Below are 14,477 nucleotides of genomic sequence, written 5' to 3'. Positions count from 1 at the left end.
GGTTCGTGGACTCGTCGTTCTGGGTCCCGGCTGCTGCCAGGAGGGCTTCATCAACGCAAACGTTCCCGGGTGCGCGATCGTGCCCACCGTTCAGCTTCCAGCACCGACTCAAGTGTCAGCTCCGAAGAGCCTGAGTGTTCGCTGAGCACGGACTCCACCGTGTCGACGATGTCGAGGAACCCGATGGACCCCCCGTGGAACGCCGCCACCGCCTCCTCGTTGGCCGCGTTGTAGACCGCGGGGAAAGTGGTTCCCTGCGTCGCGGCCGCCTTGGCCAGGCTGACGGAGGGGAAGGCCTCGGCGTCGAGCGGCTCGAAGGTCCAGCTGGTGGCGCGCGTCCAGTCGCAGGCAGCGGCGGCGCCGGCCACCCGGTCCGGCCACCCCATTCCAAGCGCGATCGGCAGCTTCATGTCCGGCGGGGAGCACTGAGCAATGGTCGACCCGTCCACGAACTGCACCATTGAATGCACGACCGACTGGGGGTGCACGACGACGTCGATCCGGTCCAGCGGGATGTCGAAGAGCAGGTGGGCCTCAATGAGTTCCAGGCCCTTGTTCACCATGGTGGCGGAGTTCGTCGTCACGACAGGGCCCATGTCCCAAGTGGGGTGGGCCAGGGCCTCGGCGGGCGTGACGCCGGTCAGCTCGCTGCGCTTCCGGCCCCGGAAGGGGCCGCCCGAGGCCGTGAGCACGAGCCGGTCCACCTCACCGGCGGCCCCGGAGCGCAGGCACTGGGCGAGTGCTGAATGCTCCGAGTCGACCGGAACCAACTGGCCGGGCCGGGCGGCGCGCTTGACCAGCGTGCCGCCCACAATCAACGATTCCTTGTTGGCGAGCGCCAGCACGTGCCCGGCCTCCAACGCCGCGAGCGTGGGAGCGAGCCCGATCGAGCCGGTGATGCCGTTGAGCACGACGTCGGCGTCCGGCCAGGCCGCGATGCGGGAGGACGCGTCAGGCCCGGTGAACACCTCGGGCCGGTAGGCGGTGAGCCCGGCCTGGACTGCGGCTTCGTCAATCAGCTGCCGAAGTTCCGCCGCGTCCCCCGCCGCCACCCCGACGGCCTGCGCCCGGGTGTGCACGGCCTGACGGGCCAGCAGCGGCAGGTTTCCGCCGCCGGCGCCGAGCGCGGTCACGGTGAAGCGCTCCGGCGCACCGTCCACTACGTCTATGGCCTGGGTGCCAATGGACCCGGTCGATCCCAGCAGGACGATTCTGCGTTGTGCATCGGAAGGCATGGTTCCAGTATCCCGCAGAACCGCCCGCGGCCCGGGCCGCCAGCAGAGTGGGCGCCGGTCCGGGTTCGCGGGCGCCGGGCCTCCCGCGCCGGTCAGGCCTTGAGGGCAGCGACCGCTTCGGCCACGGGGACGCCGTCGCCGACCACTTCCAGCACGAGCCGCGCGCCGGCGTCCTGTTCGAGCAGTTCGGCCACGACGTCGGCGACGTCCGCCCGTGTCACTGATGCGCGCGGCACGCTGAGGTCCAGCCGTACCGTTCCGGTGGGGGCGTCGTTGCTGAGCGCCCCCGGCCGCAGCACCGTCCAGTCCAGGCCGCTGCGGGCCGTCAGGTCCTCCTCGGCGGCCAGCTTGGCCTGCAGGTAGGCGTAGAACACGTCATCGACGCCGTCCGGACGCGCCCCGCCGCGCACGCTGTCGGTGCCCATCGAAGAGATCTGCACAAACCGGCGCACGCCGGCGGCTTCCGCGGCGTCAGCAAGGATCACCGAAGCACCGCGGTCCACCGTGTCCTTGCGGCCCGCGCCGCTTCCCGGGCCCGCGCCGGCCGCGAAGACAGCGGCGTCCGCGCCCTGCAGGGCGGCGGCCACCTCGTCACGGGTCGCGTTCTCGAGGTCCACGAGCGCAGCGGCAGAGCCGTCCTGCTCGACGTCGGCGGCGTGCTGCGGGTTGCGGATCAGCGCCGTCACGCTGTGCCCGTCGCGCACGAGCCTGCGCGCGAGCAGACGGGCGATCTGACCATGTCCTCCGGCAATCACAATTCTCATACCTGGGCCAGCACGCACCCGGCGGGGATTATTCCCCGCCGGGTGCGTCGGCCTGGAAACGGGCGCGCCGGAGCGTCTGTTCGGCGTGCCGCAGCACAGGCCCGTCGACCATCCTGCCCTTGAACTGGAAGACTCCGGTGCCCGCCGCTGCGGCGGCGTCGAGGAGTTCGCGCGCGGCGGCGACCTCCTCGTCCGCGGGAGCGTACGCGGCCCGGACGGCAGCTGCCTGGCTGGGGTGGATGCAGGCCTTCGCGGCGAAGCCCGACGCCGCGGCGTCCCGCGCCTCGGCTTCCAATCCGGCCAGGTCAGGGATGTTGACGTAGACCGAGTCGATGGCGGGCTTGCCGTACGCCCCGGCGGCGAGCAGCACCGTGGAACGCGCCTGCAGCGCCACCGCGCGATACAGACCGTCCTCGCCGCGGCTGGAGGTCCCGCCCAGGGAGGCGACCAGGTCTTCGGCGCCCCACATCAGGCCGGCCACGTTCGGCTCGGCGGCAATCCGCCCGGCATTCAGGACACCTTCGGCGGTCTCGACCAGGGCGAGCACGTGGAAACCGGCAAGCGCCCGGACGTCGTCGGGGCCTGCGGTCTTGGCCAGCATCACCGTCCGGTACGGAGTGTGCTTGAGCATGTGCAGGTCCTTCTCGAACTCCTCGGTGCCGGCCGGGTTGACGCGCACGATGGTGCGCGCGGGGTCCAGTTCGGGGCCGTCGACGATCTGGGCGAGGACCGCCCCCCGCGCGCGCTGCTTCGCGTCGGGGGCGACGGCGTCCTCCAGGTCGAGGATCACCGCATCCGCGCGGTCGGCGGCCTTGGCATACCTTTCGGGCCGGTCCGCCGGGCAGAACAGCAGGGCCGGTCCCATCAGGAAGGGCATGATCAGGTCTCCTTGGAAACGTCGGGGGCAGCGGGCATTGCGTCGCGGCACCACATCAGGGCGCTGCGCGTCGCCGTGGCCACGACCACGCCGTCCTGGTTGCGTCCGGTGTGCTTCATGGTCACGACTCCCTGGCCGGGGCGCGAGGCGGAGAGCCGCTTCTGCACCACCACCGTCTCGGTGTACAGGGTGTCTCCATGGTAGAGCGGATGCGGGAAGGTGACGTCGGTCAGCCCCAGCTGGGCCACGATGGTCCCCTGCGTCAGCTGCGCCACGGACTGGCCCACCACAGTGGCGAGCGTGAACATCGAGTTCATCAGCCGCTGGCCGAACGGCTGGCTGGCGCTCCACGCCGCATCGAGGTGCAGCGCCTGGGTGTTCATGGTGGCGGTGGTGAACAGCACATTGTCAGTCTCCGTCACCGTGCGACCGGGCCGGTGGGCGTAGACCACGTCGAGGTCGAACTCCTCAAAGAACAGTCCGCGCTGCTCGACGACCCGCGGCGCGGGCCCGGGGGACGCGCTCACGGTTCCTGCTCGTGGATCTCGACCTCGAGCTCGGCCCCGGTGGCCGCGGCCACCTGCTGTTCGGTGACGCCGGGAGCGAGCTCGCGCAGCACTAGGCCGTCCGCGGTCACGTCGATGACGGCCAGATCCGTGATGATGCGGTTCACGCAGCCCTTGCCGGTCAGCGGCAGGGTGCATTGAGGCAGGATCTTCGGCGCCCCGCTGCGGTCCACGTGCTCCATCATCACGATCACCCGCTTGGCGCCGAAGACCAGGTCCATGGCGCCGCCCATGCCCTTGACCATCTTGCCGGGAATCATCCAGTTCGCCAGGTCCCCGTTTTCGGCCACCTCCATGGCGCCCAGCACGGCGACGTCGACGTGCCCGCCGCGGATCATCCCGAAGGACTCGGCGGAGTCGAAGAACGAGGCACCCTTGTTGACGGTGACGGTCTCCTTGCCCGCGTTGATCAGGTCCGGATCCACTGCACCCTCGGCCGGGTAGGGCCCGACGCCGAGGATGCCGTTCTCGGAGTGCAGCACGACTTCGACGCCGTCGGGAATGTAATTGGGGATCAGGGTGGGCATCCCGATTCCCAGGTTCACGTACTGTCCGTTCTTCAGCTCGCGGGCCACGCGGGCCGCGAGCTCGTTGCGGGTCCAGGCCATGGCTAGTCCACCTTCTTCGTGCCGTCGGCGAGCGCCACCGTGCGTTTCTCGATCCGCTTCTCACCGTGGGGCACGTGCACCACCCGCTGGACATAGATGCCAGGGGTGTGGATCTGCTCCGGGTCCAGCTCCCCCGGCTCCACCAGCTCCTCCACCTCGGCAATGGTGATCCGGCCAGCCATCGCGCACAACGGATTGAAGTTCATGGCGGCGGCGTGATAGACGAGATTGCCGTGCCGGTCCCCCCTGAGCGCATGGACGAGGGCGAAGTCCGGGGCAACCGATTCCTCCAGCACATAGTCCTCGCCGTTGAACGTGCGCACCTCCTTGGGTTCGGAGGCGACGGCGACGGTACCGTCCGGGTGGTAGCGCCGGGGCAGGCCGCCTTCGCTGATCTGGGTGCCCACTCCGGCCTTGGTATAGAACGCGGGGATGCCGGCACCGCCGGCGCGCAGCTTTTCGGCGAGCGTGCCCTGCGGAGTCAGCTCCACCTCCAGTTCGCCGCTGAGGAACTGGCGCGCGAATTCCTTGTTCTCCCCGACATAGGAACTGATCGTGCGGCGGATCCGGCCGTCGGCCAGCAGCACACCCAGGCCCCACCCGTCCACGCCGCAGTTGTTGCTGATGGTCTCAAGGTTTCCGGTGCCCTGCTCATGGAGCGCCTCCAGCAGGGCCACGGGGATCCCGCAGAGTCCGAACCCGCCGACGGCGAGCGAGGCTCCGTCGGGAATGTCCGCCACGGCGGCCCCGGCACTGGCAACAACTTTGTCGATCACAGTTCCTCCTCGCTACAGCCCCAGGTCCCGGGCGATCAGCATGAGCTGGACTTCCGTCGTCCCCTCGCCCACCTCGAGGATCTTGGAATCACGATAATGCCGGGCCACGAGGAATTCATTGATGAACCCGTAGCCCCCGAAAATCTGGGTGGCATCCCGGGCGTTGTCCATCGCAGCCTCGCCACCCACCAACTTAGCGATCGACGCCTCGGTCTTGAAGGGCTTTCCGGCCAGCATCCGGGACGCGGCGTCGTAGTAGGCCAGGCGCGCGGTGTGGGCGCGGGCCTGCATCCTGGCGATCTTGAAGGAAATGGCCTGGTTTGCGCCGATGTTGCTGCCGAAGGCCTGGCGCTCCTTGGCGTAGCGCAGTGCGGCGTCCACGCAGCCCTGCGCGGCACCGGTCGCCAGGGCCCCGACGGCGATCCGGCCCTCGTCAAGGATCTGGACGAAGTTAGCGTAGCCGCGGCCGCGCTGCCCGAGCAGGTTCGCTTCGGGCACGCGCACGTCCTTCAAGGTCAGCGGGTGCGTGTCGGAGGCATTCCAGCCGACTTTGTTGTACGCCTTTTCCGCCGTGAACCCGGGCGTATCCGTAGGGACGAGGATGGTGGAGATCTCCTTCTTCACCGAGCCGTCCGGCCGTTCCTGCTGGCCTGTCACCGCGGTGACAGTGACAAGCCGGGTGATGTCGGTGCCTGAGTTGGTGATGAACTCCTTGTTGCCGTTGATCACCCAGTCACCGCCGTCGAGCACGGCCGTGGTCCGGGTGCCCGAGGCGTCGGACCCCGCCTCGGGTTCGGTCAGGCCGAAACCGGCGAGCGCCTTGCCGCTGGCCAGCGGGGGCAGCCACTGCTGCTTCTGCTCGGGGGAACCGAACCGGTAGATCGGCATCGCCCCGAGCGAGACGGCGGCCTCCAGGGTGATGGCGACCGACTGGTCCACCCGTCCCAGCTGCTCGATGGCCAGGCACAGCGCGAAATAGTCCCCGCCCATGCCGCCGTACTCCTCCGGAAACGGCAGTCCGAAGAGGCCCATCTCCGCCATTCCGGAGACGACCTCGTAGGGGAAGCTGTGTTCGGCGTCGTGCTTGGCGGAGACGGGCGCGACGACCTCGTCCGCGAACTCACGGACCGCGTCGCTGAGGTCCTGGTAGTCCTCGCTCAGTTCGAACATTGTCAGGCTCCTTCTTCCGGCTGCGGTGCAGCCTCGGTGGGCGCCGGGGTGGCGGCGTGGATGACGGCGAGCAGCTGGTCCGCTTTGACCAGGTCGCCGGTGGATACGTTGAGTTGGACGGTGCCGTCCGCGGCAGCCGTGAGCTGGTGTTCCATCTTCATGGCCTCGACCGAGAGCAGCAGTTGCCCGGCCTCCACCGCTTCCCCCGAGGCGACGGCGACGGAGACGACCGTGCCCGGCATCGGCGAGCGCACTTCCGGGTCGGCGGTTCCCTCGGGCCGGTCGATGGCGGCGAGCATCGCAGCGGTGCGCTCCTGGCGGCCAAGCACTGTCAGCTGGCAGGACCAGCCCCCGCGCCCGAGCCACAGCTGGCTGCCGTGCACCGCATGGTGCCAACGGGTAATCCGTCCGTCGTACTCGAGGCTGAACGCAGCGGCGCCGGAGGGGCCGCTCAGCTCGGCGGGGACCCGCGCTCCGCCGCCGACGCTGACTGTCCCGTCGTCGTACACGAGGACGTCAATGCCGCCGGCCGGGGCGTGCGCGGCACCGAAGCTGTAGCGGACGGGATGTGGCTGCCCGAGCCGCCAGCCGTTGCGCCGGTGCCAGGGGCCGCGGTCCGCGTCGGCCAGGAGCCGGCGGTGCAGCAGCAGGGCGGCAGCGGCCAGTTCCTGCTCCCCCGGGACATGGAAGCGGATGCCGTGCAGCTTCCGCTCGATCAGGGTGGTGTCCAGCCTTCCGGCCCGCACCTCGTCGTCCGCGAGGAGCTGGCGCAGGTAGTCAATGTTGGTTTGCAGGCCCAGCACTGCCGTGCCCGCGAGCGCGGCGTCGAGCCGGGCGAGGGCCTGCCCGCGGTCCTCGCCCCAGGCGATGATCTTGGCGAGCATCGGGTCGTAGGCCGAGCCGACCACCAGGCCCGGAACCAGCGAGCTGTCGACCCGGACGCCGTTCCCCGACGGTTCCTCCAGGTGCAGGATCTCGCCCGCGGTGGGGAGGAAGCCGCGCTCGGGGCTCTCCGCGTAGACGCGGGCCTCAACGGCGTGGCCGCGCAGGACGACGTCCTGCTGCCGCAGCGTCAGCGGTTCCCCGGCGGCAACCCGGACCTGCGCCTCGACCAGGTCCTGGCCGGTGACCAGTTCGGTGACCGGGTGCTCGACCTGAAGCCGGGTGTTCATCTCCATGAAGAAGAACTCTTCGGGCGAATCCCCCGGCACAAGGAACTCCACGGTGCCGGCGCCCGTGTAGTCCACGCTGCGCGCAGCGTTGCAGGCGGCCTCCCCCATCAGCGCCCGGGTGCGCTCGTCCAGCAGGGCTGACGGTGCCTCCTCGACGACCTTCTGGTGCCGGCGCTGCAGCGAGCACTCCCGTTCGCCGAGGTGGATCACGTTGCCGTGCGTGTCGGCCAGGACCTGCACCTCGATGTGCCGCGGGGCGTGCACCAGCCGTTCGAGGAAGAGGGTGTCGTCGCCGAAGGACGCCAGCGCCACGCGCCGCGCGGTGACCAGCGCGCCGGCGAGGTCCTCCGGCCGCTCGACAACGTGCATGCCTTTGCCGCCGCCGCCCGCGGAGGGCTTGATCAGCAGCGGGTAGCCGATGCCCGGTGCCGCCTCGGCCAGGTCCGCGTCGGTCAAACCCGCCTTTGCGATCCCGGGCACGACCGGGACGCCGTAGCCTGCGACGTGGTTCTTGGCCCGGATCTTGTCCCCCATCACGGTCAGGGCGTGCACGCCGGGGCCGATGAACGCCACGCCGGCGTCGCCCAGCGCCCGGGCGAAGTCCGCGTTCTCGCTCAGGAACCCGTAGCCGGGATGCACGGCCTGCGCCCCGCTGGCCTTCGCGGCGGAGACGACGGCGTCGATGTTGAGGTAGCTCTCCTGGGCCGGTGCCGGGCCGATGCAGAAGGCTTCATCAGCCAGGCGCACGTGCCGTGCGTCCCGGTCCGCCTCGCTGTACACGGCGACGGCGCGGATGCCCAGGCGGCGAAGGGTGCCAATCACCCGGCAGGCGATTTCGCCGCGGTTGGCCACCAGCACGGTGTCGAAAAGGGCAGCGGTCATCTGCGGCTCACATCCTGAACAGGCCGAAGGAGGTTTCCGGCAGCGGGGCATGGGCGCAGACGTCCAGGGCCAGTCCCAGCACGGTCCGGGTGTCGCCCGGGTCGATGACGCCGTCATCCCAGAGCCGGGCGGTCGAGTAGTACGGGCTGCCCTGGTCCTCGTACTGGCGGCGGATCGGTTCCTTGAATGCCGCCTCCTGCTCGTCGGTCCACTGCTCCCCCTTGGCCTCGATGCCTTCCCGGCGGATGGTGGCGAGCACGGAGGCGGCCTGCGCGCCGCCCATGACAGAGATGCGGCTGGCGGGCCAGGTGAACAGGAACCGCGGCGAATAGGCGCGCCCGCACATGGAGTAGTTGCCGGCGCCGAAGGACCCGCCGATGACGACGGTGAGCTTGGGGACGCGGCAGGTGGCCACCGCCGTGACCATCTTCGCGCCGTTCTTGGCGATGCCCCCGGCTTCGTAGTCGCGGCCGACCATGAAGCCGGAGATGTTCTGCAGGAAGATCAGCGGGACGCCACGCTGGTCGCACAGTTCAATGAAGTGCGCCCCCTTGAGCGCCGACTCGCTGAACAGCACGCCGTTGTTGGCGACGATACCGACCGGGTGCCCGTGCAGCCGGGCGAAGCCGGTGACGAGGGTGGTGCCGTATTCCTTCTTGAATTCGTGGAACTCGCTCGCATCCACCAGCCGGGCGATGACCTCGCGCACGTCGTAGGGTGCCTGCACATCGACCGGGACGACGCCGTACAGCTGGCTCTCGTCGGCCGCCGGGGGCCGGCTGTCCGCGATGTCCCAGGCCGGCGCGGCCGGCGGCGGCAGGGTGGCGACGATGTCGCGGATGATCTGCAGCGCGTGCCGGTCGTTCTCGGCCAGGTGGTCCGTGACCCCGGAAACCCGGGCATGCACGTCGCCGCCGCCGAGCTCCTCGGCGGTGACGACCTCGCCGATCGCTGCCTTCACCAGCGGCGGTCCGCCGAGGAAGATGGTGCCTTGGTTGCGCACGATGACGGTTTCGTCGCTCATCGCCGGGACGTACGCGCCGCCGGCCGTGCAGGAGCCGAGCACCGCGGCCAGTTGCGGGACCTTGGCGGCGGACAGCCGGGCCTGGTTGTAGAAGATCCGGCCGAAGTGGTCCTTGTCCGGGAAGACCTCGTCCTGCTTGGGCAGGAACGCCCCGCCGGAATCCACCAGGTAGATGCACGGCAGCCTGTTCTCGAGGGCGATTTCCTGCGCCCGCAGGTGCTTCTTGACGGTCATCGGGTAATAGGTGCCGCCCTTGACGGTCGCATCGTTGGAGATCACCAGCACGTGGCGTCCGTGAACGAGCCCGATGCCCGCGATCACCCCGGCGCCGGGGCACTCGTCGTCGTACAGACCGTTGGCCGCCAGCGGGGCGATTTCGAGGAAGGGGCTGCCGTCGTCGAGCAGTTCATCGATGCGTTCGCGCGGCAACAGCTTGCCCCGGGCCACGTGCCGCTCCCTGGACCGCTCCGGGCCGCCCAGCGCCGCGGCTGCGAGGCGCTGCTGCAGGTCGGCGGCCAGGGCGCGCTGCGCCGACTCGTTCTCGACGAAGGCGGCGGCGGTGGAGTCCGTGCCGCTGAGGATTGTCTGCATTGACGTCTTCCTGGAACTGCGCGATCGGGGTCATTGGGTTAGTGACCACTAACCGAAATTTAGGTTAGTCTTTATTAACTGTGATGTCCAACACACCGGAGGCCCGCATGAGTGACCGTGCCACCGCGCCGACGCTCCGCAGCCGCGCGAAAGCCAACCGGCGCCAGGCCATCCTCTCCGCGGCCGCCCACCAGTTCGCGCAGCGCGGGTTCAACAAGGTGTCCCTGGAGGACCTGGGCGCCGCGGCCGGTGTCAGCGGGCCTGCTGTCTACCGGCATTTCTCCGGCAAACAGGCTGTCCTCGCCGCGCTCCTGGTGGATGTGAGCGAGGAACTGCTCGAGGGCGGCCGCGCCGTCGTCGCCGAAGCCGGCGGCGTCTCGGAGGCCCTGCGCGGACTGATCCGGTTCCATGTCGACTTCGCCCTCTCCAATCCCGACGTGATCCGGGTGCAGGACCGCGACCTGGCCAACCTGGCGGACGAGGACCGGGCACGCGTCCGCCGGCTCCAGCGCGACTACGTCGAACTCTGGGTGGACGTCCTCGGCGGCATGCACCGCGGCACGGACACCCCCTCGCTGCGCATCCGGGCGCACGCGGCATTCGGGCTGATCAATTCGACCCCGCACAGCGCGCGCGCCCACGGCCGGCGCGTGGACACCCGCACGGCGCGTCCCATCCTCGAAGGCATGGCCTGGGCCGCGCTCACGGCCCCGGTGGAACCCGGCCGGCCATGACCGGAGTGCGGCTGCGCGGCGTCGAGCCGGGCGATGTGGAGGCCTTCTTCCACATCCAGCTCGACGCCGAGGCGGCCGCCCTGGCCGCTTTCGGACCGGCCGATCCGGGGAACCGCCAGGCTTTCGACCTGCGCTGGCGCAGGATCCTGGCCGACCCGGCTGTCACCGCGCGCACCATCACCGACGAGGCCGGCGTCGTCGTCGGGCACATCCAGAGCTTCCTGGACGAGGGCACGCCCGAGCTCACCTACTGGGTGGACCGGGCGCGGTGGGGCGAGGGCATCGGCACCGCCGCCGTCGCCGCCTTCCTCAAGCTCGACCGGCGTCGGCCGCTGTGCGCCCGCGTGGCCGCGGACAACAGCCGGTCCGTCGCCGTGCTCGAGCGCCATGGCTTCCGGCACATTCAGACCTCGGCCGGTTTCGCCCCTGGCCGCGGCAAGCAGGTCCTCGAGCACACCTACCGGCTGGACTGAGCCGCCCCTGCTCCTGGCAGCGTCCGCGGACCCGCTGCTGGAAGAGGAGCGGGAGGCCTCAGACCATGGTCAGGACCATGGCAGGGTCGGAGAGGATGGTGCCGATGTCGGCCAGGAAGCGCGACCCCTGCTCGCCGTCGACCAGCCGGTGGTCGAAGGAGAGGCTGAGCGTCATCACCTGCCGCAGCGCGATCCCGCCCTCGTGCTCCCACGGCTGGCGGCGGACGGCACCGGTCGCCAGGATGGCGGCTTCGGCCGGGTTCAGGATGGGCGTGCCCGCATCGATGCCGAACACCCCGATGTTCGTGATCGAGATTGTCCCGCCGGCCAGGTCCGCCGGTGCGGTCCGTCCGGCCCGGGCCGTCTCCGCCAGCGACCCGAGGGCTGCGGCGAGGTCGGCCAGGCTCATCCGGTCCGCGTCCTTGATATTCGGCACGGTCAGCCCCCTGGGCGTGGCCGCGGCGATGCCGAGGTTGACATACCCGAACTGCACGATCTCCTGCGCCTGCTCGTCCCAGCGCGAGTTCACCGACGGGTTGCGCCGCACTGCCAGGCACAGCGCCTTGGCCGCAATCGTCAGCGGCGTGAGCTTCAGCCCGGCGAAGGCCCGGCTGGCGCGCAGCCGCTCCAGCAGCTCCATCGTTGCGGTGACGTCGACCGTCAGGAACTCCGTTGCATGCGGAGCGGTGAAGGCGCTGGCCACCATGGCGGCGGCGGTATGTTTCCGAACGCCCTTGATCGGGAGGCGGGTCTCGCGCGGCACGGCCGACGGCGGAGCCTCCTCCTGCGGGGCCTTCGCCTGTGATGCCTTCTCTTGTGAGGGCCCGGCGGCGGCGCGCACGTCCTCGCGGGTGATGAGGCCGTACTCGCCGGTGCCTCTCACCGAGGCGAGGTCGACGCCGAGGTCCCTGGCCAGCTTGCGCACCGGCGGCGCGGCGAGCGGGCGCTCCCGGGTTTCCGCCTGCGCCGGGAGGGGCGCCGGGATGCCCGGTGAGACGGCTGCTGGAGCCGGCAGCGGAGCCGCAGGCGACGGCGACGCGGGTGTGGCCGCGGGCACCGGCGCTGCCCCGGGCAGGACCCGCGCCCGGCGCTGAGGCCGCTGACCCGTCTCGGCGGCCGGGCCGTACCCCACCAGCACGGCCTGCCGGGCTGCCGGCACGGCTCCGGCAGCAGCGCCCGCCGGCGCGGCTGCCCCGGCCGCTCCCGCAGCCGCGGCGTCGTCGGGCACCTCGAAGGAGACGATCGGAGCGCCGACCGGCACCGTCGCGCCCGGCTGCTCGTACAGCCGGGTGACGGTGCCCGCGAACGGAGACGGCAGCTCGACGACCGCTTTGGCGGTTTCCACTTCGGCGATGACCTGGTTCAGCGCTACCGTCTCCCCCACCGCGACGCGCCAGCTCACCAGTTCCGATTCAGTCAGCCCCTCACCGAGGTCCGGGAGGCAGAAGTCCTTGATCATGGTGTTCACGTCCCCTTACAGCCCCTGCCCGCTGAGCGAGTTCGGTCGCCCCATGACCCTGTCCACGGCGTCGAGGATGCGGTCGAGGTCCGGGAGGTAGTGCTCCTCGAGCTTGGCGGGCGGGTACGGGACATCGAACCCTGTCACCCGCTCCGGGGCTGCCTCCAGGTGGTAGAAGCAGCGCTCCGTGATGCTGGCCGCGATTTCGGCCCCGATCCCGAAGGACTGCTGCGCCTCGTGCGTGACCACGAGCCGGCCCGTCCGCCGGACCGACGCCTCGACCGTGTCGAAGTCGATCGGCGAGAGCGACCGCAGATCGATCACCTCCAGCGAGATGCCCTCGTCCGCGGCAGCGGTTGCCGCATCCAGCGCCGTCTGCACAAGAGGACCGTAGGCGACGAGTGTGGCGTCCGTTCCGGCGGCCGCGATCCGGGCGCTTCCCATCGGGAAGGAGTCCAGCGCCAGGGATTCGTCGACGTCGGCCTTGGTCCAGTACCGCCGCTTGGGTTCGAAGAAGAGCACCGGGTCGTCGCAGGCGATGGCTTGACGGATCATCAGGTGCGCGTCCTGCGGGTTCGAGCAGCTGATCACGCGCAGGCCCGCCGTGTGCGCGAAGTACGCCTCAGGGGACTCGGAGTGGTGCTCGACGGCACCGATGCCGCCCCCGAACGGTACGCGGATGGTGATGGGCATCTTCACCGCGCCCCGCGTCCGGTAGTGCAGCTTCGCGACCTGCGAGACGATCTGGTCGAAGCCCGGGTAGATGAACCCGTCGAACTGGATCTCGCACACCGGCCGGTAGCCGCGATAGGCCAGCCCAACGGCGGTACCAATGATGCCTGCCTCGGCCAGCGGAGTGTCGATGACCCGGTGCGCGCCGAAGTCCTTCTGCAGCCCGTCCGTCACGCGGAAGACCCCGCCCAGTTTGCCGATGTCCTCGCCGAGGAGCACCACCTTCGGATCATCGTCCATGGCCCTGCGCAGGCCGCTGTTGATGGCTTTGGACAGCGTCAGCGTGCTCATCGGTTCCCTCCTTCGATCGTGGCAAGGTACTGGGTGTAGCGGGCTCGTTGCCGTTCCAGCGCCGGGTGCGGACTGCTGTAGACATGCTCGAAGACCGTCATCGGCTCCGGGTCCTTCAGGCTGTGGCAGCCGGCGCGGAGCCTCGCCGCGGCGTCGTCCGCCTTGGCTTTCACCCCGTCGCGGAACCCGTCGGAGAAGAAGCCCGCCGCGGCCAGATGCGCCTCCACGCGGGCCAGCGGGTCCCGGCGGACCCAGTCCTCGCGCTGGTTGGAGTCCTCGTAGCGGGTCGGATCGTCCGACGTCGTGTGCGGGCCGACGCGGTAGGTGACGGCCTCGATGAAGGTGGGGCCTCCGCCGCTGCGGGCACGGTCGAGGGCGATCCGGGTGGCGGCCAGGACCGCGAGGACATCGTTGCCGTCGACGCGCAGGCTCGGAATGCCGAACCCGGGAGCCCGCCCCGCGATGGGCCTGCGCGCCTGCAACCCGACCGGTTCGGAGATGGCCCATTGGTTGTTCTGGCAGAAAAAGATGACGGGCGCCTGGAAGCTGGCAGCGAAGACCATCGCCTCGTTCACATCACCCTCGCTCGTGGCACCGTCACCGAAATAGGCGATGGCGGCCGAATCAACGCCGTCCTGCTGGCAGCCGAGCGCGTAACCGGTGGCGTGCAGCGTCTGGGCGCCGATGATGATCTGCGGCGTGGCCATGTTGATCGAGTAGGGGTCCCAGCCGGAGCCGGAGTTGCCGCGCCAGACGCGCAGGATGTCTTCGAAACCGACGCCGCGGCAGTAGGCGACCCCGTTCTCCCGGTAACTGGAGAACACGAAGTCGTCCTCGCGGAGCGCCCGCGCAGACCCGATCTGCGACGCTTCCTGGCCGAGCAGCGGCGGCCACAGCCCGAGCTCGCCCTGGCGCTGCAGCGCGGTGGCTTCGACGTCGATGCGGCGGGCGATTGCCATGTCTTCGTACAGAGCGCCGAGCTGGTCCGTGCTCACATCCTCAACCCAGCGTTCCAGCTCGGGGTCCGGCACCCGCCGGCCGTCCGCGTCCAGCAGTTGGAGGAGCTTGGCTTCCTCAGGATGGGCCTTCTCGCCCGGGGCCGTCATGGGGCCCGTTCCGCCAT

Annotated in this window: 14 protein-coding genes; 2 read left to right on the top strand and 12 right to left on the bottom strand. The window is 70.1% G+C overall.

Features of this window, described 5'->3' with window-relative positions; translation table 11 throughout:
• Positions 1-50: 50 nt before the first annotated feature.
• The 9 genes from dxr to KIH31_RS08640 all read right to left on the bottom strand — a co-directional run bounded on the left by dxr (position 51) and on the right by KIH31_RS08640 (position 9,665).
• Entirely contained in the window at positions 51-1,235 is a 1,185-nt protein-coding gene (gene dxr, locus KIH31_RS08680; protein WP_214426674.1) for a 1-deoxy-D-xylulose-5-phosphate reductoisomerase, read from the bottom strand.
• A 92-nt stretch (positions 1,236-1,327) separates the two neighbouring features.
• On the bottom strand, positions 1,328-1,999 hold the full coding sequence (locus KIH31_RS08675) for an NAD(P)H-binding protein (RefSeq protein WP_214426673.1): 672 nt from the start codon (positions 1,997-1,999) through the stop codon (positions 1,328-1,330).
• Positions 2,000-2,027: 28 nt separating this feature from the next.
• Positions 2,028-2,876 carry a CoA ester lyase gene (locus tag KIH31_RS08670; RefSeq protein WP_214426672.1) on the bottom strand — a complete coding sequence of 283 codons (849 nt, stop codon included), beginning with the start codon at positions 2,874-2,876 and terminating at the stop codon, positions 2,028-2,030.
• Between the two features lie 2 nt (positions 2,877-2,878).
• Entirely contained in the window at positions 2,879-3,403 is a 525-nt protein-coding gene (locus KIH31_RS08665; protein ID WP_214426671.1) for a MaoC family dehydratase, read from the bottom strand.
• Entirely contained in the window at positions 3,400-4,050 is a 651-nt protein-coding gene (locus KIH31_RS08660; RefSeq protein ID WP_214426670.1) for a CoA transferase subunit B, read from the bottom strand. Before KIH31_RS08660 ends, KIH31_RS08665 begins: the two co-directional genes overlap by 4 nt.
• A gap of 2 nt (positions 4,051-4,052) precedes the next feature.
• Positions 4,053-4,826 carry a CoA transferase subunit A gene (locus tag KIH31_RS08655; RefSeq protein ID WP_214426669.1) on the bottom strand — a complete coding sequence of 258 codons (774 nt, stop codon included), beginning with the start codon at positions 4,824-4,826 and terminating at the stop codon, positions 4,053-4,055.
• A gap of 12 nt (positions 4,827-4,838) precedes the next feature.
• The gene (locus KIH31_RS08650) at positions 4,839-6,002 is read right to left on the bottom strand and encodes an acyl-CoA dehydrogenase family protein (protein WP_214426827.1); all 1,164 of its coding nucleotides are present in this window, start codon (positions 6,000-6,002) and stop codon (positions 4,839-4,841) included.
• Positions 5,999-8,050: a biotin carboxylase N-terminal domain-containing protein gene (locus tag KIH31_RS08645; protein WP_214426668.1), complete on the bottom strand. Its 2,052-nt coding sequence runs from the start codon at positions 8,048-8,050 to the stop codon at positions 5,999-6,001. Before KIH31_RS08645 ends, KIH31_RS08650 begins: the two co-directional genes overlap by 4 nt.
• 7 nt (positions 8,051-8,057) lie before the next feature.
• On the bottom strand, positions 8,058-9,665 hold the full coding sequence (locus KIH31_RS08640) for a carboxyl transferase domain-containing protein (RefSeq protein ID WP_214426667.1): 1,608 nt from the start codon (positions 9,663-9,665) through the stop codon (positions 8,058-8,060).
• Positions 9,666-9,748: 83 nt separating this feature from the next.
• Between KIH31_RS08640 and KIH31_RS08635 the strand changes: the two genes are divergently transcribed.
• Both KIH31_RS08635 and KIH31_RS08630 read left to right on the top strand, forming a co-directional pair.
• Positions 9,749-10,399, top strand: a complete 651-nt coding sequence (locus KIH31_RS08635) for a TetR/AcrR family transcriptional regulator (RefSeq protein ID WP_214426666.1) — start codon at positions 9,749-9,751, stop codon at positions 10,397-10,399.
• Entirely contained in the window at positions 10,396-10,872 is a 477-nt protein-coding gene (locus tag KIH31_RS08630; protein ID WP_214426665.1) for a GNAT family N-acetyltransferase, read from the top strand. Before KIH31_RS08635 ends, KIH31_RS08630 begins: the two co-directional genes overlap by 4 nt.
• 58 nt (positions 10,873-10,930) lie before the next feature.
• Here the strand turns inward: KIH31_RS08630 and KIH31_RS08625 are convergent, their stop codons facing one another.
• Genes KIH31_RS08625 through pdhA form a run of 3 tightly spaced genes read right to left on the bottom strand, consistent with a single transcriptional unit; the run spans position 10,931 to position 14,460 of the window.
• The gene (locus KIH31_RS08625; RefSeq protein ID WP_214426826.1) at positions 10,931-12,331 is read right to left on the bottom strand and encodes a dihydrolipoamide acetyltransferase family protein; all 1,401 of its coding nucleotides are present in this window, start codon (positions 12,329-12,331) and stop codon (positions 10,931-10,933) included.
• 15 nt (positions 12,332-12,346) lie between these two features.
• A complete protein-coding gene (locus tag KIH31_RS08620) occupies positions 12,347-13,354 on the bottom strand; it encodes an alpha-ketoacid dehydrogenase subunit beta (protein WP_214426664.1) in 1,008 nt (335 codons plus the stop codon).
• Entirely contained in the window at positions 13,351-14,460 is a 1,110-nt protein-coding gene (gene pdhA, locus KIH31_RS08615; protein ID WP_214426663.1) for a pyruvate dehydrogenase (acetyl-transferring) E1 component subunit alpha, read from the bottom strand. Before pdhA ends, KIH31_RS08620 begins: the two co-directional genes overlap by 4 nt.
• Positions 14,461-14,477 lie beyond the last annotated feature (17 nt).

Origin of the sequence: Paenarthrobacter sp. DKR-5, from assembly GCF_018531425.1 — a bacterium.
Classification (GTDB): Bacteria; Actinomycetota; Actinomycetes; order Actinomycetales; family Micrococcaceae; genus DKR-5.
Note: the sequence above shows the minus strand (reverse complement) of the source record. Positions and strands in the feature narration are given on the sequence as shown.

Bases quoted from the DNA above. Each gene is read 5' to 3' on its own strand.
- pdhA (WP_214426663.1), bottom strand. From the start codon at position 14,460: ATGACGGCCCCGGGCGAGAAGGCCCATCCTGAGGAAGCCAAGCTCCTC.
- KIH31_RS08675 (WP_214426673.1), bottom strand. From the start codon at position 1,999: ATGAGAATTGTGATTGCCGGAGGACATGGTCAGATCGCCCGTCTGCTC.
- dxr (WP_214426674.1), bottom strand. From the start codon at position 1,235: ATGCCTTCCGATGCACAACGCAGAATCGTCCTGCTGGGATCGACCGGG.
- KIH31_RS08645 (WP_214426668.1), bottom strand. From the start codon at position 8,050: ATGACCGCTGCCCTTTTCGACACCGTGCTGGTGGCCAACCGCGGCGAA.
- KIH31_RS08620 (WP_214426664.1), bottom strand. From the start codon at position 13,354: ATGAGCACGCTGACGCTGTCCAAAGCCATCAACAGCGGCCTGCGCAGG.
- KIH31_RS08635 (WP_214426666.1), top strand. From the start codon at position 9,749: ATGTCCAACACACCGGAGGCCCGCATGAGTGACCGTGCCACCGCGCCG.
- KIH31_RS08670 (WP_214426672.1), bottom strand. From the start codon at position 2,876: ATGCCCTTCCTGATGGGACCGGCCCTGCTGTTCTGCCCGGCGGACCGG.
- KIH31_RS08640 (WP_214426667.1), bottom strand. From the start codon at position 9,665: ATGCAGACAATCCTCAGCGGCACGGACTCCACCGCCGCCGCCTTCGTC.
- KIH31_RS08630 (WP_214426665.1), top strand. From the start codon at position 10,396: ATGACCGGAGTGCGGCTGCGCGGCGTCGAGCCGGGCGATGTGGAGGCC.
- KIH31_RS08660 (WP_214426670.1), bottom strand. From the start codon at position 4,050: ATGGCCTGGACCCGCAACGAGCTCGCGGCCCGCGTGGCCCGCGAGCTG.
- KIH31_RS08625 (WP_214426826.1), bottom strand. From the start codon at position 12,331: ATGATCAAGGACTTCTGCCTCCCGGACCTCGGTGAGGGGCTGACTGAA.